Here is a 23189-nt window from a genome sequence, read left to right as displayed (position 1 = left end):
GCCCGGTGGGGCCGCACACTGCTTCACTCGAACGAGTGTCGCCGGTCGGGATCTCCGTTCGGGGCCTGTCCGTTCTAAGAGGTGCGAGGGCGGAACTCGGCGGCGAGCAGGGCCGGTTCGAGGTCGGGGTCCGCCATCGCCGTCGTGTTCACGCGGAAGGTGAGGACATGACGGCCGTCGACGGTGGCCGCGGTGCGCATGTAGCTGCCCTGGATCCGGCCGTTGTGCCCCCACACGGTCACTCCGCAGGGCAGGCGCGCCGGAATCAGCCCCAAGCCGTACGAGCCGTGTGCGGTGCGGGTGTCGAGCATCTCCCTCCGTCAGCGAGGGGGGAGCAGTTCGCCGCCCAGGAGGGCGGAGCAGAAGCGGTTCAGGTCGGCGAGGGCCGTCACCAGCTCGCCCACCGCCCCGGCCACCCGTGGGTCGAGGCCGGTGACGTCGGATCCGTCCGTGCCGTAGGCGCGACGGTGGAGGGGGAGGGCGGAGAGGTGCGGGAACCGGGAAAGGAGGTGCCGTTCAGACCGAGGGGATCGAGGATGCGCCATTCGGCCTCCGTGGCGTAGGGGCGGCCGGTGACCTGGGTGACGACCAGGCCGAGCAGGACGTAGCCGGTGTTGGAGCAGGCGTAGCGGCCGAGGTCGGCCGGAGGGTGGGTGAGAGCGATACGGACGGCCTGAACAGGGGTGACGGGGCGGATGCCGCCGGTGTCCCGGGCGAAGTCGTACAGGCCGCTGGTGTGGTTCGGCAGGGAACGCAGGGGTAGCGCGCGCCCGTCGTTGCCTGCTCCCCGCACCAGGGCGGGCAGGTGCCGCTCCACCGGGTCGGAGAGCGACAGCCTTCGTTCAAAGGCCAGTTGGAGGATGCCGGTCGCGAGGAAGGTCTTGGTGACGCTGCCGGCCCGGAAGTGGTCGGACCTGGAGATGTCCGGGCCGGACTCGGGGTAGCGGGTGCCGCTCTTTTCACCGGCCGGCAGGGCGGCGGGGGCCTTGCCCCGGGTGCGGAGCAGGGGCAGGAAGGAGTCGGCGGTGTCGGCGGTGTCGGCGGTGGAGGTCGTGCCGGCGCCGGGGGTGGGGCTCGGGTGGGAGTCGGCTGTGGCGGGTCCCAGGAGGGCCAGGGTCACGGGGACGGCCAGGAGTCCGCGCAGCGCTCGGATCGCGGGGCTCTCTCCCTCCCTTTCCCTCCCTCTCTCTTCCACTTCGTGTCCCTGATGTGCCCATCATGCAGAGTGGGTGGGGAGGTCTCGCGCCGGGGTCCCGAGTGGGCTTCGTGCCGGGTACCCGGTCGCCGTCCGGCTCACAGAAGGGACTTTTGGTGCAGCGGGCGGGGCTCATTCCGCCTGTTGGCCGGAGACTGCTGCCCCTTCTGGCCGAAATGAGCCGGTCCTCAGGGGTGGTGAGGGGCACCCTGGGCGTCGGGCACTTGTCGGGTGAGGGACAATGAAGGCTCTGTCAGGGCGGGTTGCATGAGGGGACGCATGTCGGAGGCGGAGCGGGCGGGAGCATCCCGTCAGGACAAGAGCGCACGTCTCCTCGCCGGGCGGTACCGGCTGGGAGATGTACTCGGCCGCGGCGGCATGGGGACGGTGTGGCGAGCCGAGGACGAGACCCTCGGACGCACGGTCGCCGTCAAGGAGCTGCGGTTCCCGGGAAACATCGACGACGAGGAGAAGCGCCGGCTGATCACCCGGACGCTGCGTGAGGCCAAGGCCATCGCGCGGATCCGCAACAACAGCGCGGTGACGGTCTTCGACGTGGTCGAGGAGGACGACCGGCCGTGGATCGTGATGGAGCTCGTCGAGGGCAAGTCGCTCGCCGAGGTCATCCGTGAGGACGGAGTGCTGGAACCGAGGCGCGCGGCGGAGGTCGGGCTCGCGATCCTCGACGTACTGCGGTCGGCCCATCGCGAGGGCATCCTGCACCGCGACGTGAAGCCGTCGAACGTGCTGATCGCCGAGGACGGACGGGTCGTGCTCACCGACTTCGGCATCGCCCAGGTCGAGGGCGACCCGTCCATCACCTCGACCGGCATGCTCGTCGGCGCGCCCTCCTACATCTCGCCGGAGCGCGCCCGCGGCCACAAGCCGGGACCGGCGGCCGACCTGTGGTCGCTGGGCGGCCTGCTGTACGCGGCGGTCGAGGGCACACCCCCCTACGACAAGGGTTCCGCGATCGCGACGCTCACCGCGGTGATGACCGAGCCGCTGGAGGAGCCGAAGAACGCGGGTCCGCTGCGGGACGTCATCTACGGCCTGCTCACCAAGGACCCGGTGCACCGGCTGGACGACACCGGGGCGCGGGCGAAACTCAACGCGGTGATCCACGCGCCGGAGTCCCGGGAGACCGAGCCGGCGGACGCGACGAAGCTCGTGCCGTTGCCGGCGCAGCCGGACAGCTCCCAGAGCCGGGCGGGCGCGTCCGGGGGAGAGGCGGCGGAGAAACTGCGCGGGGCCCTGCGGTCCGTGCGGAAGGCGGCGGTCGCCGCCGGGGCGGCCACCTCGGCCGCCGCCCGCGCCAAGTCGGCCGACGCGTCGTCCGCTTCGGCGTCGCTGGGCACGCAGGAGGAGACGCGGGGCGGCGCGGCCACCGGGGCCGTCACCTCGGCGTCGGCCGTGGCAGCCGCCAAGACCGCGGGGACCGCTCGCGGGAAGACGACCACCACCGCGGCCTCCGCCGCCGCGCCGGTGACCCGCACCACGACCGGGGCGGCCGGCCGCCCCGGGTCCACGGGGCAGGAGGCTCGCGGGGCGAACGGACAGCCCGCCGGGCGCAGTTCGGGGTGGCCCGTGATGACGCCGCCGGACCTGCCGCCGCGGCCCGTGCCCAGGGCGCCGCTGACCGACGTGGTGCCGAAGCGGACGCTGGTGATCATCGCCGTGGTGGTGGCGCTCGCCGTCCTCGGCACCGTACTGGCCCTCACCCTCGGCGGTGGCGACGACGACGCGAACGGCGCGAAGACCGGCGGTGGTTCCTCGGCCGTCGCCAGCGACAGCGCCGCCGCCGGCACCAAGGAGGACGAGGACGGCGGGACACGGACCGACGGCTCGGCGTCGCAGTCCGCGACGACCGGCTCGGCCTCCGGCACCAGCTCGCCCAGCGGCACCACCACGGCCGGCGGCGCCGCTTCGGGCGGCTCCGCCACCGGCGCCGGTGCGGCCGTCACGACGCACGAGGGGAAGCAGGGCTACTCGATCGGGCTGCCCGCCGGCTGGAAGTACCAGTCCACGAGCGCCGCGGGGGACCGTTTCACGGGGCCCGAGGGACAGAAGCTGCTGGTGGCCTGGACGACCACGCCCAAGGACGACCCGGTCGCGGACTGGGAGAACCAGGAGCGCTACATGAAGCGCTCCCAGTACCAGAAGGTCCGCATAGAGAAGGTGGACTACCGCGGCTGGAACACGGCCGACTGGGAGTTCACCTACACGGAGAGCGGGACGGCGTACCGGACGATCGACCGCGGATTCGTGGTCGACGACCAGCTCGGCCATGCGCTCATGTACACGGCGAAGGCCGCCGCGTGGGACGGCGATCTCCGGGAGAACACCTGGAAGACGCTCACGGAGACGTTCACGCCGAAGAAGTAGCGCTCTGGGCGGGGCGGCTCCGGGGCTCCCGCTCGTCCGCGGCTCCCCGCTCGTCCGTCGGCGTGGCCGTGACGTGCGTCCGGCCCACGCTTCCGGCCCCGCTTCCGGCGGGGCCCGCCGACGTCCCGCCCGCGTCGGGCCCGCGCCCGCAGGCCCTCGAAGGGCCTCCGGCAGGTCTCCGGAGGGCCCTCGGTGGGGTTTCAGCGGGCCCCCGGCGGGGTTTCGGTACGTGTTCGGCGCGTGAGATCTGGCATCCCCTCTTTCCGGGTTGCCTCCGGCACGTATCGTGAATGGCTGCGGACCGTACGCATCCAGCTGTCCGGCTGGATCCGGCCTGATTCGGCTGGAACGGCCCGTGGGACGAACGGATGTGACCGACCGGCCGGCCGGGGGAGGCGTCGTGGACGACTATGCGGGACGGGTACTCGCCGACCGCTACCGCCTGCCGTTGCCGCCCTCCGACGAGTACGAACTCACCGAGACCCGGGCCTTCGACACCTACAGCGGGCAGGAAGTCCTGGTCCGTCAGGTGCCGTTGCCCGAGGTCGTCGAGGCCGAGGTGCTCGACGCGGAAGGGCTGCCCGAGGGGTTCACCGCGCGGGAGCGCGGAGCACGCCGGCCGGCGGATGCTTTTGGGCCGGGCGCCAGCACGCGCCGGCCCGTCGATCCCGTCGTACGGCGGGCTGTGGAGGCCGCGCAGGCCGCCGCGGGCATCCCCGACCATCCACGGCTCGACCAGGTCTTCGACGTGTTCGCCGAGGGCGGTTCCCTCTGGGTGGTCAGCGAACTGGTGTCCGCCCGGCCGCTGGCGGCGCTGCTCGCCGAGAAGCCGTTGACGCCGTACCGGGCGGCGGAGGTCGCCTCCGACGTGCTCATGGCCTTGCGGGTGCTGCACGCGCACGGCTGGGTGCACCGCAACATCACCGCGCGCACGGTGCTCGTCTGCGACGACGGCCGGGTCATGCTGACCGGGCTGGCGGTCGGCGCGGCGGAAGAGGCACTGTGCGGGTACGACCCGGTGCCCGTGACCGAGGAGCAGGAACAGGAGCACCGGCGGCAGGGACCGCAGCCGCAGCGCGGGCAGGAAAGCGCCGCCGGCGGGGATCCCGAGGCCGCGCGGCGGGCGGCGATCGAGGCGCGGGCCGCCGGTGGGCTGCCCGCGGCGGGAGCCGAGCCTGCGCCCGGGGCCTCCGGGGCGGTGGCTCGCCGGCCCATGGAGACGGGCGGGGACATCCGTGCCGCGCGGGCCGGCGCGATCGCGGCCTACCGCGCGGGCGCACGGGCCGCGGCGCGGGTGCACGAGGCGCAGCAGGGCGGCCGGCCGGCGTTGCCGGGCGTCCGCACCCCGGCCGGGGGCGACACCGGCACCGGGCCGGGCATCGCCGGCGTGGCGCCGTCGCCGTACGCCCTCGGCAGTGGTCCGGAGCAGGAACCGGGAGGTGCGGGGGGTGCGGGGGGTGCGCCTTCCGGGCAGATCGCCGATCCCTACGGCGTGGGCGGCGCTACCGGCCCGAGGCCGCTCGGGACCGGCGCGGTGCCCGTGCCGGCGCAGACCGGCGGCGGGGCACCGGTGGGGTCGCGCTGGGACGAGCCGGCCGCCGGAGCCGGCGCACGGCGCGGGCCGGCCACGGCGCCGGCCGCGGAACGGGCGCGGCAGGCGCGGATGGCCGTGGTCGGGCCCGTCACCGAGCGCTGGGCGCCGGAGCAGGCCGGTCCCGTGCACGAGAACTGGCAACTGGCCGCGCCCGTCGGGCCCTCGACCGACCTGTGGGCGCTCGGCGCGCTGCTGTTCCGCGCCGTGCAGGGACACGCCCCCTATCCGGAGGAGTCGACGGCCGAGCTGGTGCAGCTGGTGTGCGCCGAACCGCCCGCCTTCGCCGAGGAGTGCGGGCCGCTGCGGCCGGTCGTGGAGTCGTTGCTGCGTCAGGATCCCACCGACCGGTTGGACTTCGAGGAACTGGGCGGCTGGCTGCGTTCGCTGGTGCGCTCGGCACCCGAACCCGAGGCGGGGACGTACGTCGTCGCCGCACCGCCCACCGACCCGCGCCGGCTGCCGATCGTGCGCCGCAGGGGCGAGCTGGTGCGCAGGCGGCGCGCGGGGCTGCCCGCGACGCACGCGCGGCACAAGCGGGGCCGGCCGGAGACAGGACGTTCACCTCGCAGCCTGGGCCGCACCCTGGTCGTGCTGGTGCTGCTCCTGTTGGCCGCGGCGGTCGCCTACGCCGTGATGTTCATGCCCAAGGCCGACGAGGAGGGCACCGGCAGCGCGGGCGGTGCGGAGCGGACCGGTGCCGCGGGCCAGGCGAACCCGGCCCCCGACGCCAGCAGCGAGCCCCGGCCCGACGACGGCAGCCCTCCGGCCTCGGGCAACAGCCCCTCCGCGTCGGCCTCCGGGGGCACCGAGACGCAGTCCGGTGGTCTGCCCGGCGGCTTCACGCTGCGCAAGGACGCCGAGGGCTTCCAGATCGCCGTCGCCGACGGCTGGGACCGCACCCCGAAGAACGGGCGCGGTCAGGTCGTCTACACCCACGCGGGCTTCGAGCTGATCGTGGTGCCGGGACGGGACTCCGCCGCCCGGTACGGCAGCGATCCGATGGTGTACCAGCGCGAGAAGGAGGGCGAGTTGCAGCCCTACCGCGACTCCAGCTGGGCGACCGCGTCCGGGCTGCGGACCATCCAGGTCGGCGGACGGACCTCGGCCGAGGGGCAGTTCACCTGGACCGGCGGCGACGGGCGCGAGCTGTTCGTGCGCAACGTCGCGCTGCTCCTCGACGGGCGGTACCACGTCGTGCAGTTGCGCGGTCCGGAGGCCGAGCGGGACGAGGTGACGCGGCTGTTCGAGCAGGCGTCGGCCAGCTACCGCTACACGGGCTGAGCGACCGTTCGGTGACACCCGCGGTGGCCGGGGCGCCGTTGGTTCCCGCACGTGGGCGGAAGCGACAACCGTCACAGTGCGGTTTCCGTGGCGCCCCGCAGGTTCCCCGGACGAGGGCCGGTCTTTACGCTGGCTCTGTCAAGAGCATTGCGGGGCAACGTGAATCAGATGCAGGGCCTGCTCGTCGCGGGCCGTTACCGGCTCGTCGACGCCATCGGCAGCGGCGGCATGGGCCGCGTATGGCGCGCTCACGACGACCTGCTGCACCGGTCCGTCGCCCTCAAGGAGCTGACCGCCGCGCTCTACGTCTCCGAGAGCGACCGTCCGGTCCTGCTGGCGCGCACCAGGGCCGAGGCCCGCGCCGCCGCGCGGATCAACCACTCCGCCGTCGTCACCGTGCACGACGTACTCGAACACGACGGCCGCCCCTGGATCGTGATGGAGCTGGTCGAGGGCCGTTCACTGGCCGACGCGGTCAAGGCGGACGGGCGGGTCGAGCCGACCGAGGCCGCCCGGATCGGCCTGTGGGTGCTGCGCGCCCTGCGTGCCGCGCACACCGCGGGCGTCCTGCACCGCGACGTCAAGCCCGGCAACGTGCTGCTCGCCGACGACGGCCGGGTCCTGCTCACCGACTTCGGGATCGCCCAGATCGAGGGCGACACCACCATCACCCGCACCGGAGAGGTCGTCGGGTCCGTCGACTTCCTCGCCCCCGAGCGCGTCCGCGGCCACGACCCGGGTCCGTCCTCCGACCTGTGGGCGCTCGGCGCCACGCTGTACACGGCGGTGGAGGGCCGTTCGCCGTTCCGCCGTACCTCGCCGCTGTCCACGATGCAGGCGGTCGTCGAGGAGGAGGCCGCCGAGCCGCGGTACGCAGGCCCGCTCGCCCCCGTCATCACCGCGCTGCTGCGCAAGGACCCGGCCGCCCGGCCCGACACGGCCGGTGCGGAACGCCTGCTCGCGGAGGCGGCGGAGGGCCGCCGGCCCGACGAGGCGCAGGCGTACGTACCGACGCGGTACACGGGGCCGGGACCGTGGCCGGAGCAGGGGCAGGGCCTCCAGGGTGGCGCGGCGACCGCTGGGGCGAACGGAGTGGAGACCGGGACACCGTCCGGCGGGGCGCCCCACCGCACGGACGGCGGCGGCACGCCGTACCCGTCTCCCGGCCCGTACGCCGGGGCGGCCGCGGGGCCGGGAACCCCCGCCTCCGCCACCCCCGCCTCCGCCATTCCCGTCCCGGCCGCCTCCGGGACGCGCGTCCACCCCGTCACCGGCCCGACCGCCATCGGCCCGACCGCCATCGGCTCGGCCGGGCAGGTCCCGCCGAGCCGGCCGCCCCGGCGCCGCAGGCTGCGTACCCTCGCGCTCGTGGTCGTCGTCGCCGCGCTGGTCGGAGGCGGTACGGCGGTGGCGATGCGGACCTGGGGCGGCGACGGCACGACGCAGGGCTCCGGTTCGCCGACCACCAGCCCCAGCCCCACCGGCACCGGCAAGCAGAAGGACCAGGGCGCCGTCCCCGACACCTGGGTGGACATCGACGACCCCCTCGGGTTCGGGCTCTCGCTGCCCCGGACCTGGGAGCGGAAGCTGTTCCAGGACGACGGCGACCTCAAGCAGGTCGACTACTCGCCCGACGGCGGCGAGCACTTCGTCCGCATCGCCATCGACACGTCCCCGGACTTCGACGACCCGTACGCCCATCAGCTCGACCTCGAACAGCAGCTCCAGCGGCTGGTCGACTACGAGCGGGTCACCCTCGAGCGGAACACCTACCGCGACCGCGAGGGCGCCCGGTGGGAGTACACCTGGACCGCGCTCGCCAAGGACACGGACTTCCCCGGCCCGCGGCACGCGGTCGAGGAGACGTACTTCTCCCGCGACGGAACCGAGTACGTCATCTACATGTCCTCGCCCGCCGAGGACTGGGCGCTCACCGCCCGGCAGTTCACCTCGGTGCTGCAGAGCTGGCGGGAGCCGCCGGGAACCTGAGACCTCCCGCGATGATCAGACCGGGCTCGCGAGGTCCGGCCCGATCCGCACGGTGGGCCCCGGTGGACCCGGGTTGGCCCGGGTGAGCCCGCCTCCGTCCCGGCGGGGCGGTGCCGCGCGTGACTTGGCCGATCAGCGCCCCGGAGGCGTGGCGTCCGGTGGGGCATGATGGGCGCATGGGGACCGAGGGGGACGCCGTCCGGGTCATCGCGGGCCGCTACCGGCTGGAGGCGAGGCTCGGGCGGGGCGGCATGGGGATCGTGTGGCGGGCGACGGACCACCTGCTGGGACGGCGTGTCGCGGTGAAGGAACTGGTCCAGGACGACTCCCTGTCCGTCGAGGAGGCCCGCGCCCGCCGCGACCGGACGCTGCGCGAGGCCCGCGCGGTCGCCCAGCTCAGCCACCCGCACATCATCGTGGTGCACGACGTCGTCGTCGAGGACGAACGGCCCTACATCGTCATGGAGTTGATCGAGGGCGGCTCACTCGCCGACCGGATCGCCGAACAGGGCCCGATCGACCCGCGCGAGGCCGCCCGGATCGGCGCCGACCTGCTCGGCGCACTGCGCGCCGCACACGCGGCCGGGGTGCTGCACCGGGACATCAAGCCCGCCAACGTCCTGGTCGACTCCGCCACCGGCCGCGCCGTCCTCACCGACTTCGGCATCGCGCAGGTCGCCGGCGCCACCACCCTCACCGAGACGGGCTCCTTCGTGGGTTCGCCCGAGTACACCGCGCCGGAACGCATGTCCGGGGAGCGGACCGGTCCCGCGTCCGACCTGTGGTCGCTGGGCGCGCTGCTGTGCACGGCGCTGAGCGGCGAGTCGCCGTTCCGCCGCGACTCGCTCGGCGGCATCCTGCACGCCGTCGTCTTCGCCGACATCCGTACGCCTCCGCAGGCCGAGCCGCTCCTGCCCGTCGTGCGGGGGCTGCTGGAGCGGGATCCGGGCCGGCGGCTGGACGCGGAGCGGGCCGAGCGGATGCTGCGCTCCTTCCTGGACACCGGGCGCACGCCGGCCGGCCGGACCGGGTACCCGCCCACGCAGACCGACCTGCCGCGTCAGCGGCCCGCCCGCCTCGCCTCGGACCCCCCGCCCCGCGAGCGGTCCACGCGGGGCGCGCTGGTGGCCGCGCTGCTGGTGGCGGCGATGGCGGGCGCCGGCGTGTCGGCGGCGCTGCTGCTCGACCGGGACGGCGACGGGGGCGGCACGCCGTCGAGTTCGGCACCGGGAGGGCCGGGAGGACCTGGAAGACCGGGCGGCGCGACGGGTACGACGTCCAGCGGCACGTCCGACCCCGCCCCCTCCACCCCGCTTTCCCCCGCCCCCTCCACCCCGCTTTCCGCCACCCCGTCCCGGAGCCGCCCCAGCGCGCCCTCCGGCTACCGCGTCGTCGCCGACCCGGCCGGGTTCACGCTCGCCGTGCCGGAGGGGTTCACCCGGGATCCGCAGGGCGAACGGGTCTTCTACCTGTCCCCGGGGCAGATCTTCCGGCTCGGCGTGAAGATCGGCGCGCCCCGGCCCGGCGGCCCGCTCGGGGTGATGGAACGCGCCGCGCGCGAGGGTCCCGACACCAACCCGGGTTACCGCGACGGCCGCGTCACCGAGACGACGCGCGCCGGACGGCCCGCAGCCCTCTGGGAGTTCACCTGGGACGGCTTCGACGCGGCGGAGGGTGCCCGGCACACGTACGACCTGTGCTGGGAGGACGGCGGGCGGCTGTACGACGTGTGGGTCTCGGCGCCGGTCGGCAAGGAGCGGGAGGCGCGCGAGTACTTCGACGTGGCCGTCGACACGCTCGTACCGGAATAAGCGGAGATAAGGGACGGACTGCGTCACGGGTCTGTGACCGGTGGGGGCCGCCGGTGGATATCGGCCCGCGTGGCGCGATATGGATGGACGCATGAGCCACAACGGGGGACCGGGCCACGGGGCCGACGAGACCACGAGTTTTGTTCTGCAACCGCCTCGGCAGGCACAGGCGCAGCAGCCTCCCCAGTCACAGCAGCCTCCCCAGTCACAGCAGCCTCCGCAGGCGCAGCAGGCGCCCCACGACGCGCCGGCCCCGCAGCCCGGCAACCCCTACGCGGTGCCCGCCCAGGCCGCGCCCGCCCCTCGGGAGCACGGCGTCGGGCGGCTCATCGCCGGCCGCTACCGGCTCCTCGCCAAGCTCGGGCACGGTGGCATGGGCACGGTGTGGCGGGCCAAGGACGAGACGGTGGACCGGGAGGTAGCCGTCAAGGAGCCGCGCGTACCGGACCACCTTCCCGAACGTGAACGGGCCAACGCGTTCGAGCGGATGCGGCGCGAGGCGCGGGCCGCGGCCCGGCTGGACCATCCGTCCGTCGTGAACGTCCATGACGTCGCGGTCGTCGACGGGCAGCCGTGGATCGTCATGGAGCTGGTCCACGGGCGGTCGCTCGGCGCCGCCCTGGAGGAGGGCACGCTCGGCGTGCGCGAGGCCGCCCGCGTCGGCCTGGAGGTGCTGGGCGCGCTGGAGGCCGCCCACGCGGCGGGCATCCTGCACCGGGACGTGAAGCCGGACAACGTGCTGCTCGGGCGGCACGACCGGGTCGTCCTCACCGACTTCGGCATCGCCCAGATCGAGGGCGAGACCAACCTGACCGACACCGGCGGCTTCGTCGGCTCGCCCGAGTTCATCGCGCCCGAGCGGGTGCTGGGCCAGCGCCCCGGCCCGGCGTCCGACCTGTGGTCGCTGGGCGTGGTGCTGTACGCGGCGACGGAGGGCGTGTCGCCGTTCCGCCGCAGCAACACCCCGGCGACCCTCCAGTCCGTCCTCAACGCCGCGCCCGCGCCGCCCGCCGCCGCGCGGGGACCGCTCGCCGAGGCCATCAACGGCCTGCTGGAGAAGGATCCGGCCCGCCGCCCGCAGGCCGCGCAGGTCCGCGCCCTGCTGGAGCGCGCCGCGAACCCGCCCGCCCCGGCTCCCACCCAGGTGGTGACCGCACCCGGGAGCCTCACCGCACCCGGGAGCCTCACCGGAGCCGGAGCCGCGGCCGGTCCGATCGGCGGCTGGTCCGTCAGGGTCAGTGCCGGACGGGCCGGCTGGGGCCTGCGGGTCGGCACCAGGCTGTTCTGGACCGGGCTCGGGGCGGCGGTCGTCGCCGCCGCGGTCACGGCCTGGCTGATCGTCGCCGACCCCTCCGCCGGCGGGCTGCCCGCCGGCTGGACGACGAGCGCCCAGAAGGACGTCACCGCGACGCTGGCGGTGCCGAAGGGCTACGTGATCGGCACACCGGACCGGGAGTCGGACGACGACCACTGGGTCAGCTTCACGGACCCGAGCGGGGCCGTCTCGATCGTCCTGACCGTCGACCGCAAGGCGGAGGACACCGGCGGCGGGATCAAGGACTCCGCGGCCGCCGAGATGTACGAGGACAACGACGACTTCAAGACCAACGGCAGCTACGCCCTCGACATGCCGAAGGGGCCGAAGACCGAACCGAACGCCACCGCCGAGTACCGGGGCAGGCCGGCCGCCGAGAACACGGTCCGCTACACCACCGACGACACCCAGGACCCCCGCCCCCGCGAGATGCGGACCCTGTACTACAAGTCCACCGCCGGCGACATGTACAAGCTCACCGTCGCCTACCCCGGCAAGGGCGACTTCACGAAGCGGGGCCAGGAGGTGGCGCGGACGGCGATCGCCCACCTCGACGTGGACAAGCTCTGACGGACCACGCTCGTGGTAGTCATGTGACATGAGCGACGACGGGGACCCCGGAGGCGCCAACGGCCGTACCGTCAGCGGGCGTTACATGCTGCTCGAACGCATCGGATCCGGCGTCACGGGCACCGTGTGGCGGGCCCGGGACCTGCTGGTGGAACGCGAAGTGGCCGTCAAGGAAACCCGGTTGCCGGGGAAACCCGGTGACGAGGCCCATCGCCGTGCGGCCCACCGCCTCTACCGTGAGCCGGCCGCCTCCGCCCCTGCCTCCCCGGCCGTCCCCGCCTCCCCGGCCGTCCCTGCCTCCCCGGCCGGCCCTGCCTCCCCGGCCGCCTCCGCCTCCCCGGCCGCCTGGACCGCCCACCGCGAGACCGGGATGGGCGCCGTCCTTTCCCTCCCCGCCGAGTACCGCGAGTCGGCCCGGCAGGGCGGTGGCGGCGGCGAGCAGCCGCGGCTGGTGGTCTGCTCGGCCGGCTCCGTCGACGTACGCCTCACGCAATGGGACAGGGCGCCGGCATCGCCGCTCGGACGGGCGGCCGAGGCGTGGGGGACGTGGGACGGGCACGGCGGGGACGCGCGCACGCAAACGGCCCGGACCGTCTTCCGAGGTCGCGAGGCGGCGCTCGCCGACACCACCTACGGCCCGGACGCGTCCCCGACCCGCGTGATGGAGCTGTTCGTGCTCGCCGACGACAGCCGGACGTACGAGCTGCGGGTCGACATGCCGAAGGGCACCGCGGACGAGGAGCAGGGCACGGCCGTCTTCGCGGCGGCCCGCGACCGGCTCCAGATCGGAGTGCCGTAGGGCACGGACCGTGAAAGGGGAACCGTCACGCCAACCCGCTGATCAGCGGGTTTGTTGCCAGTGACCACTGGCGTCGTGTGTGCGGTCGGTGAATCCCCGTTACCGACGGGTACCAAAAGCGTTCGCCACGTCATACCCTGCGGCTCATGACGGACACGCAGGCCCCGGAGAAGACCGGTACCAACCCCCTCGCCCCGACCCCCACCGGCGCCCGTACCGCCGCCGACGTGGTGACCCCCCAGCTCGTCGCCCACCTCACCAAGGGCGTCGCCGGTTCCGGGCTCACGGCGAACCACACGCCGCTCACCGGCGAGAAGCTCGCCGACCTGCCCGAGTCCATCCCCGAGGACGTGCAGCGGGCGTTCGCCGAGGCCCGGGCCGCGCAGGCGGTGTGGGCGCAGGTGCCGGTGCGGGAACGGGCCGCGGTCCTGTTGCGCTTCCACGACCTGGTGCTCCAGCGCCAGGGCGAGGTCCTCGACCTGATCCAGCTGGAGACCGGCAAGGCACGCCTGCACGCCCACGAGGAGGTGCAGGCGGTCGCCGTCGCCGCCCGCCACTACGGCCGCAAGGCCCCCGCCTACCTGCGGCCGAAGCGGCACGCGGGCGCCATGCCGACGCTGACCAAGGTCACCGAGCTGCGTCACCCGCGCGGGGTCGTCGGCCAGATCGCCCCCTGGAACTACCCGCTCGAACTCTCCGTCGGCGACGCGCTGCCCGCCTTCGTCGCGGGCAACGCGGTCGTCATGAAACCCGACACGGAGACCTGCCTCACCGCGCTGTGGGCCCGCGACCTGCTCATCGAGGCCGGGCTGCCCGCAGAGGTCTTCCAGGTCGTCATCGGCGAGGGCCCGGTCGTGGGCCCCGAGGTCGTCCGGCACGCCGACTACGTCTCCTTCACCGGCTCCACCCGCACCGGCCGTGAGGTCGCGCGGGGTGCCGCCGCCCGCCTGGTCGGCGTGTCCCTCGAACTCGGCGGCAAGAACGCCATGCTGGTGCTGGAGGACGCCGACGTCGAGAAGGCCGCCGCCGGAGCGGTCCGCGCCTGCTTCTCCTCCGCCGGCCAGCTGTGCATCTCCATCGAGCGGCTGTACGTCCACGAGTCGATCGCCGACGCCTTCCTGGAGCGCTTCGCCGCCCGCACGAAGGCCATGCGCCTCGGGACCTCCCTCGCCTACGGCGCCGACATGGGCTCCCTCGTCGGCGAACGCCAGCTGGAGACCGTGACCCGGCACGTGGAGGAGGCCGTCGCCCAGGGCGCCCGGGTCGTCGCCGGCGGTGTCGCCCGCCCGGACATAGGCCCGTACTTCTTCGAGCCGACGATCCTCGACGGCGTCACGGAACCGATGTCCGTGTGCGGCGAGGAGACCTTCGGCCCGGTCGTCTCGGTCTACCGCTTCACGACCGACGACGAGGCGGTCGAACGCGCCAACGCGACGCCGTACGGCCTGAACTCCTCGGTCTGGACGAAGGACGGCCGACGCGGCCGCGCGGTCGCCGCCCGCCTGCGCACCGGCACCGTCAACGTCAACGAGGGCTACGCCCCCGCCTACGGCAGCGTCCAGTCGCCCATGGGCGGCATGAAGGACTCCGGCCTCGGCCGCCGCCACGGCTCCGAGGGCATCCTCAAGTACACCGAGGCCCAGACGGTGGCCCAGCAGCGACTGCTGCCGATGGCGCCGTCCCTGGGCATGGACGACGAGAAGTACGCGGAGTTCATGAGCCGCAGCCTGCGCCTCATGAAGGCGCTCCGCTTCCGCTAGTGCTGTGACCGGAAAGGTTCACCGGCTCGCGACGCCCGGCCCGGCACTCCCCCAGCCTTCGGCCGGGGGCACCCCCGCGCCGCGTCGTCGCATCACCCGAGTGCATCCGAGTACATCCAGTACGCGGGCAATGCTCCGCCTTGAGATGCTCCCCCACTGCCCGAACGGCGTGGGAGGAGCCCCCGGCACCGGACGCCGCGAGCTTTCCGGCAGACCTTTCCGGTCACAGCACTGGACAGCACCCGTTCTCGACGAGGAGAGCATGTGTCACAGGAGAACTCCGCCCAGCCCCGGGACGAGGACGGCCCCGGCCGCCAGGACGCCAAGGCCGAGGCCGAGGCTGACATCGTCGCCCACGCCCACGCCCACGCCCACGCCCACGCCGACGCCGACGTCCATGCCGACGTCCATGCCGACGCCCACGCCGACGCCGTGGACGACGCGTACGACTACGACGTCGTCGTCGTCGGATCCGGCTTCGGCGGCTCGGTCACCGCCCTGCGCCTCACGGAGAAGGGGTACCGGGTCGGCGTCCTGGAGGCCGGCCGCCGCTTCACCCGCGAGTCGCTCCCGAAGAACTCCTGGGACCTGAAGAACTACCTCTGGGCTCCCAGGCTCGGCATGTACGGCATCCAGCGCATCCACCTGCTGGGCAATGTCATGGTCCTGGCCGGCGCGGGCGTCGGCGGCGGCTCCCTCAACTACGCCAACACCCTCTACGTCCCGCCGAAGCCCTTCTTCGAGGACCCGCAGTGGCGGCACATCACCGACTGGCAGGAGGAGCTGGCCCCCTACTACGACCAGGCCACCCGCATGCTCGGTGTGCGCCTCAACCCGACGACGACCCCGTCCGACGTGCACCTCAGGGCGGCGGCCGAGCGGATGGGCGTGGGCGACACCTTCCACATGGCGCCGGTGGGCGTGTTCTTCGGGGACGGCAAGGACGCCGACGGGTCGGTGACGGCACGGCCCGGCGAGCAGGTCGCGGACCCCTACTTCGGGGGCGCGGGTCCCGCCCGCAAGGCCTGCAACGAGTGCGGCGAGTGCATGACCGGCTGCCGGCACGGCGCGAAGAACACCCTCAACGAGAACTACCTCCACCTCGCCGAGAAGGCGGGCGCCGTCGTCCACCCCCTGACGACGGTCGTCTCGGTCACCGACGACTCACGGGGCGGGTACGCGGTGGCGACCCTCCCGACCGACGACCGCCGCAGGTCGCGCGGCCGCACCTTCACGGCCCGCCGGGTCGTCCTCGCCGCCGGCACCTACGGCACCCAGACCCTGCTGCACCGCATGAAGGCGGGCCGGCAGCTGCCGTACCTCTCCGACCGGCTCGGTGAGCTGACCCGCACCAACTCGGAGGCGCTGGTCGGCGCCCAGACCGACGACCGCCGCTACCGCAGGGCGACCGGGCAGGCGAAGGTCGACTTCACGCGCGGCGTCGCGATCACGTCCTCGATCCACCCGGACCCGCACACCCACATCGAGCCGGTCCGCTACGGCAAGGGCTCCAACTCGATGGGCAGTCTGTCGATCCTCCAGGTGCCCTACGCGGAGGGTTCGTCACGGGTCGCCGGCTGGCTGGCCAACGCCGCCCGCCACCCCCTCCGCGTGCTGCGCTCCCTGTCCAACCGCCGTTGGTCGGAGAAGACCATCATCGGCCTGGTCATGCAGTCCCTGGACAACTCGCTGACCACGCACCTGAAGCCGACGGGCGTGGGCAAGGGCCTGCTCACCGCACGCCAGGGGCACGGCAGCCCCAACCCCAAGCAGATCAAGGCGGCCTCGGAGGCGGCCGACGCCCTCGCCGCAGAGATCAACGGCTTCGCCGGTTCCAACGTGGGCGAGCTGATGGGGACCCCGCTCACCGCCCACTTCCTCGGCGGCTGCCCGATCGGCGACTCCCGCGAGACCGGCGTCATCGACCCGTACCACCGGCTCTACGGTCACCCCGGCATCTCCGTCGTCGACGGCGCCGCCGTCTCGGCGAACCTCGGGGTGAACCCGTCGCTGACGATCACCGCCCAGGCCGAACGCGCGATGTCGTACTGGCCGAACAAGGGAGAGGCGGACCCGCGCCCCGCGCAGGGAGCGGCCTACGAGCGGCTGGAGCCGGTGGCACCGCGCGACCCGGTGGTCCCGGCCGAGGCGTTCGCGGCCCTGCGGCTGCCGTTCCTGGGAATGCCGACGGTGCCACCGAAGAAGTAGCCGGACCCGAAAGAACCGGACCCGAAAGCCGGATCAGAAAGAACGGAACGCGAAAGCCGGACCCGGAAGAAGAGGGCACCGGACACGAGAAGAGGGACCTGCGCCCCCCTCCGAGCGCAGGTCCCTCCTTCACGGTGGCCCCAGGGGCCGTGTCAGGCTTACGCCTGTGTCCTGCGGCGGCGCGCGGTGAACACCGCACCCGCACCGGCGACGACGGCGACACCGCCGACCAGACCGATCATCGGCAGCACGGAGCTGGAGCCGGTCTCGGCGAGGCTGCCGGTGGCGGGGATCTCGTTGGCGCCGCCCTGCGGCTTCTTGCCGCCCTCGGGAGCCTTGCCCTCGCCCGGCTTGGCCTCACCCGGGTCGTCGTTGCTGCTGCCAGGCTTGAGCACGGTGAACTCGTAGAGCGCGAAGGAGCTGTGGACGCAGTTCTTCTCCGCGTCGACGTAGCCGCCGAGGCCCAGGGTGAAGCCGTCGCCGGCCGGGGCCTTCGCGGTGATGTCGACGCGCAGCTTGATGTCGACGGTCTCCTTGGGGCCGAGTTCCGTCTGGCCGAAGTAGAAGCCGTTGCCGAAGTCGTCCGCGATCGAGTCCCAGGCCTTGGTCTGCGGGTCGTAGTACTCGATCTTGGCGTAGGTGCTCAGCCAGGTCCGCTCGTCGTCGCTCATCGAGTCGTTGTCGATGGCCGCGAGCCACTGCACGGTGCCCAGGGCCTCGTCACTGTGGTTGGCGGCGGTGAGCTTGAAGGTGTGCCACCCGCTGCCTGCGACGATCTTGCCGGGCAGACCGGACACCGACAGTTCCAGCTGCGAGTCGACGTCGACGCCGTCCTCGTCGACCGGGCAGTCGTCGGGGAATTCCGACGGCTCCTCACCGGGCGAGGAGGAGGCGGACGCCGACGAGGAAGAGGAAGAGGAGGACGACGGGGAGCCGGTCGGCTTCGTCTCCTCGGAGGCGGACGCCGAGCCCGACGCGGACTCGGAGGCGGACTCGGAGGCGGAGGCAGACGCGGACTCCGAGGAACCCGCCGAGTCGGACGGCGAGGCGGAGGTGCTCTCGGACGACGACGCGCTGGGTGACGCCGTGCCGCTCTCCTCGGCGAAGGCGGTCGGCGCCGACAGCAGGGCCAGCGGCGCGAGGACGGCGGTCGCGACCATGGTCACCACGGCCCGGCGGAGCTTCATGAAAAGAGACCTCGATCGATGCGATGCGCACGGCTGCGAGGCCGCGGCGCGGTTGAGGAGGCCTTCCGCATGGGGGAGCGGCTGATGGCCCTGGGTTCGCTACGTGTGACCGGCCAAGTCTGTGAAGAGTTGCCCTCTCTTCACGCGTTTCTTATATGGCGTGCGTCACACCGGCGTGACGAAGGAGCCCGCTCGGCATGGCGAAGGGCCCCGCGGGACGGATCCGCGGGGCCCTTCCTTACCGTCAGCACCGGCGTCAGGGCGGCGCCGGTGCCTGTGGAGCGGCGCCGGGGGGTTGCGCCGCTGGCTTGTCGGGCTTCCGCGTCCGCACCGGGTGGTCGCCGGGGCGCGCGCGGGGCGTACGGCTGATCTGGACCTTTGGAGGTCGATGGGGACGCAACGCCACTCATCAGGTCACAGCGCGGGAGAGTGGTGCAATGCGGTTGTCCCCGGCGGGACTTGGGGCTTTCTGCGCATCGTGCTGGATGAACGCGGCGCCCGCAACCGTTCGACCCGGCCCTGGTGCGTTTTCGCCCTTCCCGCCGGCCGGCCCCGGGCGTCCCCGAGGCCGGCCGTTCTCTTGGGTGACCGGGCTGCTGTCCCCTGCCGTCCGGTCACTTCCCCGGAGCGAGGTCCCACGGCGCACGGCACGACCCGTGCGCCTCATCGCTCCAGTGAGCCACGCGTGGTTCTTCCGGGCCCGCCCCTGGCTGGAACGGACACCGGGACCAACGAAGCCGTCCGGGGCCGGTCACGCGCCGTACGGGTGAGAGGGGCACCGAACTCAGATGCGACCCCGGCACAGTTCGAGGAGCGTCATGGCGAGCGACGTGCCGGGCTTGCCGAGGGCCTGCCGGTAGTGGTCGAGGACCTCCATCTCGCGGGACAGGTTCACCCGCCGGCCGCCGGAGGTGATCCGGGCCTCCTGGATCACGGCGGACACGGCGACCCGTTCCTGGATGAGACCGATGATCCGGTCGTCCAGCGCGTCGATGCGCTCACGCGCGCCGGTGATCACGTCGGCGGCCTCGGAGGTGCGGGCGCCGGTCACGTCGGTGGCGGTCATGGGGGCTCCTGTGGTGGTGGGTGCGGATGCCCCGGAACGACAGGACCCGGGAGAAACGACAGGCGCCCCGGGCCTTGTCGGCCCGGGGCGCCTGGGAAGTCGCTGCGTCAGCTCAAGCAGCGCGACCATGGCAGCCGGCGGGCCGGGTGCCATAGGTAAAGACGAAGGTCGCGTGCGAAAGCATGGGGCCAGTATGCCACGGCGGTTCACCGGCGCTGGGGGCCGCGGGCCCGGCCGTCCCCGGCGACGGGACCGGTCCCGCGCCCACCTCGGTAGAATTGGCCAGCACAGAGACCCGCCCAAACCGCCGGAAGGCTCCCGTGTCAACAGCGACTCCCGCTGCCGCCGCCCCCGACACCGTCCTGGTCGTCGACTTCGGCGCGCAGTACGCCCAGCTCATCGCCCGTCGAGTCCGCGAGGCGCGGGTCTACAGCGAGATCGTGCCGAGCACCATGCCCGTCGAGGAGATGCTCGCCAAGAACCCGGCGGCGATCATCCTCTCCGGCGGCCCCTCGTCCGTCTACGAGGAGGGCGCCCCCCGCCTCGACCGCGCGATCTTCGAGGCCGGCGTCCCCGTCTTCGGCATGTGCTACGGCTTCCAGCTGATGGCGCAGAGCCTCGGCGGCACGGTGGACAACACCGGCGCCCGTGAGTACGGCCGCACCGACCTGCACGTCTCCCGCGTGTCCTCCACCCTCTTCGAGGGCACCCCGGCCGAGCAGGCCGTGTGGATGTCGCACGGCGACGCCTGCTCCGCCGCCCCCGAGGGCTTCACCGTCAGCGCCTCCACGGACGTCGTCCCGGTCGCCGCCTTCGAGAACGACGAGAAGAAGCTCTACGGCGTCCAGTACCACCCCGAGGTCATGCACTCCACGCACGGCCAGCAGGTGCTCGAGCACTTCCTGTACCGCGGCGCGGGTCTCACCCCGGACTGGACCACCGGCAACGTCATCGACGAGCAGGTGGCCGCCATCCGCGAGCTCGTCGGCGACAAGCGCGCGATCTGCGGCCTGTCCGGCGGCGTCGACTCCGCGGTGGCCGCCGCCCTGGTCCAGAAGGCCATCGGCTCCCAGCTGACCTGCGTCTACGTCGACCACGGCCTCATGCGCAAGGGCGAGACCGAGCAGGTCGAGAAGGACTTCGTGGCCGCGACCGGCGTCCAGTTGAAGGTCGTCGACGCGCAGGAGCGCTTCCTCACCGCCCTCAAGGGGGTCTCCGACCCCGAGGAGAAGCGGAAGATCATCGGCCGCGAGTTCATCCGCGTCTTCGAGCAGGCCCAGGCGGAGATCATCGCCGACGAGGGTCCCGAGGTCGCGTTCCTGGTCCAGGGCACCCTGTACCCGGACGTCGTCGAGTCCGGCGGCGGCACCGGCACCGCCAACATCAAGTCCCACCACAACGTGGGCGGACTGCCCGAGGACCTCGAGTTCCAGCTCATCGAGCCGCTGCGCAAGCTGTTCAAGGACGAGGTCCGCATGGTCGGCCAGGAACTCGGCCTGCCGGAGGAGATCGTCCAGCGCCAGCCGTTCCCCGGTCCCGGCCTCGGCATCCGCATCGTCGGCGAGGTCACCAAGGATCGCCTCGACCTGCTCCGCGACGCCGACGCGATCGCCCGCGAGGAACTGACGGCGGCCGGTCTGGACCGCGAGATCTGGCAGTGCCCGGTGGTCCTGCTCGCCGACGTCCGCAGCGTGGGCGTCCAGGGCGACGGCCGCACCTACGGCCACCCGATCGTCCTGCGCCCGGTCTCCTCCGAGGACGCCATGACGGCCGACTGGTCGCGCCTGCCGTACGACGTCCTCGCGAAGATCTCCACCCGGATCACCAACGAGGTCCGTGACGTCAACCGGGTCGTCGTCGATGTCACCTCGAAGCCGCCGGGCACCATCGAGTGGGAGTGAGCCCTTCGGGCTTCAGGTCCGCCTGAGAGCGCGCACCGGCTCTCCGGGCTTCCAGACCTGGGCGACCAGATACGTGTCGTCCTCGACGCAGGTCCGTACGACCTCCGTCAGCTCGGTGCGGAAGAGGTGGAACGGCTGCGGCGGTTCCACCTCTTCCACGTACCCGGCCCGCGCCTCCCCGTCCTCGACCTCGACGGCCCGCCCGCTGACCCGTACGTCGCCGCCGCCCATCCCGGTGCCCTCGCCCGGGTTGGCCTGGAGCGAGAAACGGGGGTCGCGGCGCAGGTCGAGCACCTTGAGCGAGCCCGGCATCATGCCGAGCCACAGCTCACCCCCCAGGAAGCGCACCTCCAGGCCGCTGGTGCGCGGGGAGCCGTCCCTGCGCAGGGTCGCCAGGACGTGGTGCGTGAAGGCGCCGAAACGGTCCTCGACGACCCGTGCGAACGCCGGCTCCGCCCCGGCGAACACCGCCCAGTTCGCCGCTGTCGCGGAACGTGCTGTCATACGTGCTGTCATACGGCGAGTGTGGCGCCGAAACCAGACATCTTCTGTCCGGTATTGCGGGGACCGCGTGTCGCGCCGGGAGGATCAGACGGTGTGCGGAGCCGGCCGCACGCGGCGCACCCGGCCCGACCCGTCCGGTACGGCCGTGCAGCCCGCCGCGACGAGCTGCCGCGCCGGCTTCGCCCGGCGCGAGGCGTTGACCCGCAGGGCGCCCAGCAGACCCAGCGGGGTCAGGACGGCGAGCGGGGGCAGCACGGCGTACTTCCCGGTCAAGGGCGCCATCAGAGGGCGCCATCAGCAGGAACAGCGCGGCGGAGCCCGAGGCCATGGCCAGCAGCTGCCGACGGTTCACGGCCGCCTCCAGCGCCTCGTGACGGATGAGGGCCGTGAGCAGGTCGACGTCCGGCCGCGCCTCGGGGACCGGGGTGAGCGAGCCGAGGCACATGCCCGGCACGGGACGCCCGGCGCCCGGGTCGGGGAAGGCCGCGGTGTTCGCCGCCGCCCGCTGCCGCGCCCAGGGGCTGGTGCCGCGCACCAGGATGACGTGGACGATCCGCTGCCTGCCGACCAGCCGGACGCCCGCGTAGCGGAAGCCGTAGCACTCGGCGACGTACGCCGGCGCGCCGAAGGTCCGCCACTCGGTGAAGGGGTGGACGAGTTCGACCTCGTCACGGCTGGTGATCTGCCGCATGAGGGAGGCGAGATGCCGGTCGGTGCTGCCCACGTCGTGCTCCACAGGTGACGGAAATCGTCGTCTTTGCACAACGGCTCTGCCCTTTTTCCCTGACCGACGGTAACTTCCGCCCGTAACGCATCCCAGTGCTGGAGGACCGATGCACGGGCCCACGTCTCCCGCCCCGCTGCCCACCGACCGACTGCGGTTCGCCATGCCGCCGATGCACGAATCGGTCGAGGACGAGCGCCGGCACCGCAGGGAACGGCTCGCGGGCGCCCTGCGGATCTTCGGACGGCACGGCTTCGAGGACGGGGTCTCCGGCCACATCACCGCACGCGACCCCGAGTACAGCGACTGCTTCTGGGTCAACCCGTTCGGCGTGCCCTTCAAGCACGTCACCGTGAGCGACCTCGTCCTCGTCAACGCCGACGGGCAGGTCGTCGAGGGCCGCCACCACGTCAACCAGGCCGCCTTCACCGTGCACGCGCAGGTGCACGCCGCCCGGCCGGACGTCGTCGCCGTCGCCCACTGCCACTCCGTCCACGGGCGCGCCCTCGCCGCCCTCGGCGAACTGATCGACCCCATCACCCAGGAGAGCTGCGCCTTCTACGAGGACATGGCGCTGTACGACGCCTGCACCGGCGTCGCCGTCGACGCCGAGGAGGGGCGGCGCATCGCGGCCGCGCTCGGCAGCCGCAAGGCGTTGGTCCTGCGCAACCACGGGCCGCTGACCGTCGGCGACTCGGTGGACGCGGCGGCCTGGTGGTCCCTGTCGATGGAACGCTCCAGCCAGGTCCAGCTCACCGCCCGCGCCGCCGGCCGCCCCGTCCTGATCGAGCACAAGGCCGCCGTGGCGACCCGGGAACAGCTCGGCGGCGACCTGGTGGCCTGGATCAACTACCAGCCCCTGTGGCAGGACATCAGCCGCAGCGAACCCGACCTGCTCGG

The 23189-nt window shown here is 73.2% G+C and carries 14 protein-coding genes and 2 pseudogenes; 11 read left to right on the top strand and 5 right to left on the bottom strand.

Annotated elements, in window-relative coordinates:
• Window positions 1-74 precede the first annotated feature (74 nt).
• Window positions 75-1153, bottom strand: a pseudogene (locus tag ACGFQC_RS07810) (serine hydrolase domain-containing protein).
• A 321-nt stretch (window positions 1154-1474) separates the two neighbouring features.
• Here ACGFQC_RS07810 and ACGFQC_RS07805 point away from each other — a divergent pair.
• The 8 genes from ACGFQC_RS07805 to ACGFQC_RS07770 all read left to right on the top strand — a co-directional run bounded on the left by ACGFQC_RS07805 (window position 1475) and on the right by ACGFQC_RS07770 (window position 16907).
• Window positions 1475-3580: a serine/threonine-protein kinase gene (locus ACGFQC_RS07805; protein WP_363091327.1), complete on the top strand. Its 2106-nt coding sequence runs from the start codon at window positions 1475-1477 to the stop codon at window positions 3578-3580.
• Between the two features lie 400 nt (window positions 3581-3980).
• The gene (locus tag ACGFQC_RS07800) at window positions 3981-6455 is read left to right on the top strand and encodes a protein kinase (RefSeq protein ID WP_363091203.1); all 2475 of its coding nucleotides are present in this window, start codon (window positions 3981-3983) and stop codon (window positions 6453-6455) included.
• Window positions 6456-6623: 168 nt separating this feature from the next.
• On the top strand, window positions 6624-8444 hold the full coding sequence (locus tag ACGFQC_RS07795) for a protein kinase (RefSeq protein WP_363091204.1): 1821 nt from the start codon (window positions 6624-6626) through the stop codon (window positions 8442-8444).
• A 176-nt stretch (window positions 8445-8620) separates the two neighbouring features.
• Window positions 8621-10255, top strand: coding sequence for a serine/threonine-protein kinase (locus ACGFQC_RS07790; RefSeq protein ID WP_363091205.1), 1635 nt, complete (start codon window positions 8621-8623; stop codon window positions 10253-10255).
• Between the two features lie 91 nt (window positions 10256-10346).
• Entirely contained in the window at window positions 10347-12140 is a 1794-nt protein-coding gene (locus ACGFQC_RS07785; RefSeq protein WP_363091206.1) for a serine/threonine-protein kinase, read from the top strand.
• 28 nt (window positions 12141-12168) lie between these two features.
• A complete protein-coding gene (locus ACGFQC_RS07780) occupies window positions 12169-12939 on the top strand; it encodes a hypothetical protein (protein ID WP_363091207.1) in 771 nt (256 codons plus the stop codon).
• Window positions 12940-13085: 146 nt separating this feature from the next.
• A complete protein-coding gene (locus ACGFQC_RS07775) occupies window positions 13086-14699 on the top strand; it encodes a succinic semialdehyde dehydrogenase (protein ID WP_363091208.1) in 1614 nt (537 codons plus the stop codon).
• 432 nt (window positions 14700-15131) lie between these two features.
• On the top strand, window positions 15132-16907 hold the full coding sequence (locus tag ACGFQC_RS07770; RefSeq protein ID WP_363091329.1) for a GMC family oxidoreductase: 1776 nt from the start codon (window positions 15132-15134) through the stop codon (window positions 16905-16907).
• 158 nt (window positions 16908-17065) lie between these two features.
• On the opposite strand, the gene ACGFQC_RS07765 is transcribed toward ACGFQC_RS07770, so the two are convergent.
• Together ACGFQC_RS07765 and ACGFQC_RS07760 are read right to left on the bottom strand one after the other, a co-directional pair.
• Window positions 17066-18094 carry an LAETG motif-containing sortase-dependent surface protein gene (locus tag ACGFQC_RS07765; protein WP_363091209.1) on the bottom strand — a complete coding sequence of 343 codons (1029 nt, stop codon included), beginning with the start codon at window positions 18092-18094 and terminating at the stop codon, window positions 17066-17068.
• Window positions 18095-18878: 784 nt separating this feature from the next.
• Window positions 18879-19271, bottom strand: a complete 393-nt coding sequence (locus ACGFQC_RS07760; protein WP_363091330.1) for a chorismate mutase — start codon at window positions 19269-19271, stop codon at window positions 18879-18881.
• A 209-nt stretch (window positions 19272-19480) separates the two neighbouring features.
• On the opposite strand from ACGFQC_RS07760, the gene guaA reads away from it, so the two are divergent.
• A complete protein-coding gene (gene guaA, locus ACGFQC_RS07755) occupies window positions 19481-21061 on the top strand; it encodes a glutamine-hydrolyzing GMP synthase (protein WP_363091210.1) in 1581 nt (526 codons plus the stop codon).
• Between the two features lie 12 nt (window positions 21062-21073).
• On the opposite strand, the gene ACGFQC_RS07750 is transcribed toward guaA, so the two are convergent.
• Entirely contained in the window at window positions 21074-21565 is a 492-nt protein-coding gene (locus tag ACGFQC_RS07750) for a pyridoxamine 5'-phosphate oxidase family protein (RefSeq protein WP_363091211.1), read from the bottom strand.
• Between the two features lie 84 nt (window positions 21566-21649).
• Window positions 21650-21838 (bottom strand): hypothetical protein, encoded by a 189-nt coding sequence (locus tag ACGFQC_RS07745; RefSeq protein ID WP_363091212.1) that lies wholly within the window; start codon window positions 21836-21838, stop codon window positions 21650-21652.
• A gap of 113 nt (window positions 21839-21951) precedes the next feature.
• On the opposite strand from ACGFQC_RS07745, the gene ACGFQC_RS07740 reads away from it, so the two are divergent.
• Both ACGFQC_RS07740 and ACGFQC_RS07735 read left to right on the top strand, forming a co-directional pair.
• Entirely contained in the window at window positions 21952-22152 is a 201-nt protein-coding gene (locus ACGFQC_RS07740; protein ID WP_363091213.1) for a hypothetical protein, read from the top strand.
• A 246-nt stretch (window positions 22153-22398) separates the two neighbouring features.
• Window positions 22399-23187, top strand: a pseudogene (locus ACGFQC_RS07735) (class II aldolase/adducin family protein); the annotation flags it as partial.
• Window positions 23188-23189 lie beyond the last annotated feature (2 nt).

The organism is Streptomyces sp. NPDC048734 (assembly GCF_043198675.1).
Taxonomy (GTDB): Bacteria; Actinomycetota; Actinomycetes; order Streptomycetales; family Streptomycetaceae; genus Streptomyces.
This window is presented reverse-complemented; position numbering and strand designations above follow the sequence as displayed.

What these genes read in the sequence shown, in the direction of transcription:
- ACGFQC_RS07765 (WP_363091209.1), bottom strand. Translation starts at nt 18,094, where the DNA reads ATGAAGCTCCGCCGGGCCGTGGTGACCATGGTCGCGACCGCCGTCCTC.
- ACGFQC_RS07790 (WP_363091205.1), top strand. Translation starts at nt 8,621, where the DNA reads ATGGGGACCGAGGGGGACGCCGTCCGGGTCATCGCGGGCCGCTACCGG.
- ACGFQC_RS07805 (WP_363091327.1), top strand. Translation starts at nt 1,475, where the DNA reads ATGTCGGAGGCGGAGCGGGCGGGAGCATCCCGTCAGGACAAGAGCGCA.
- ACGFQC_RS07775 (WP_363091208.1), top strand. Translation starts at nt 13,086, where the DNA reads ATGACGGACACGCAGGCCCCGGAGAAGACCGGTACCAACCCCCTCGCC.
- ACGFQC_RS07785 (WP_363091206.1), top strand. Translation starts at nt 10,347, where the DNA reads ATGAGCCACAACGGGGGACCGGGCCACGGGGCCGACGAGACCACGAGT.
- ACGFQC_RS07750 (WP_363091211.1), bottom strand. Translation starts at nt 21,565, where the DNA reads ATGACAGCACGTTCCGCGACAGCGGCGAACTGGGCGGTGTTCGCCGGG.
- ACGFQC_RS07780 (WP_363091207.1), top strand. Translation starts at nt 12,169, where the DNA reads ATGAGCGACGACGGGGACCCCGGAGGCGCCAACGGCCGTACCGTCAGC.
- ACGFQC_RS07795 (WP_363091204.1), top strand. Translation starts at nt 6,624, where the DNA reads ATGCAGGGCCTGCTCGTCGCGGGCCGTTACCGGCTCGTCGACGCCATC.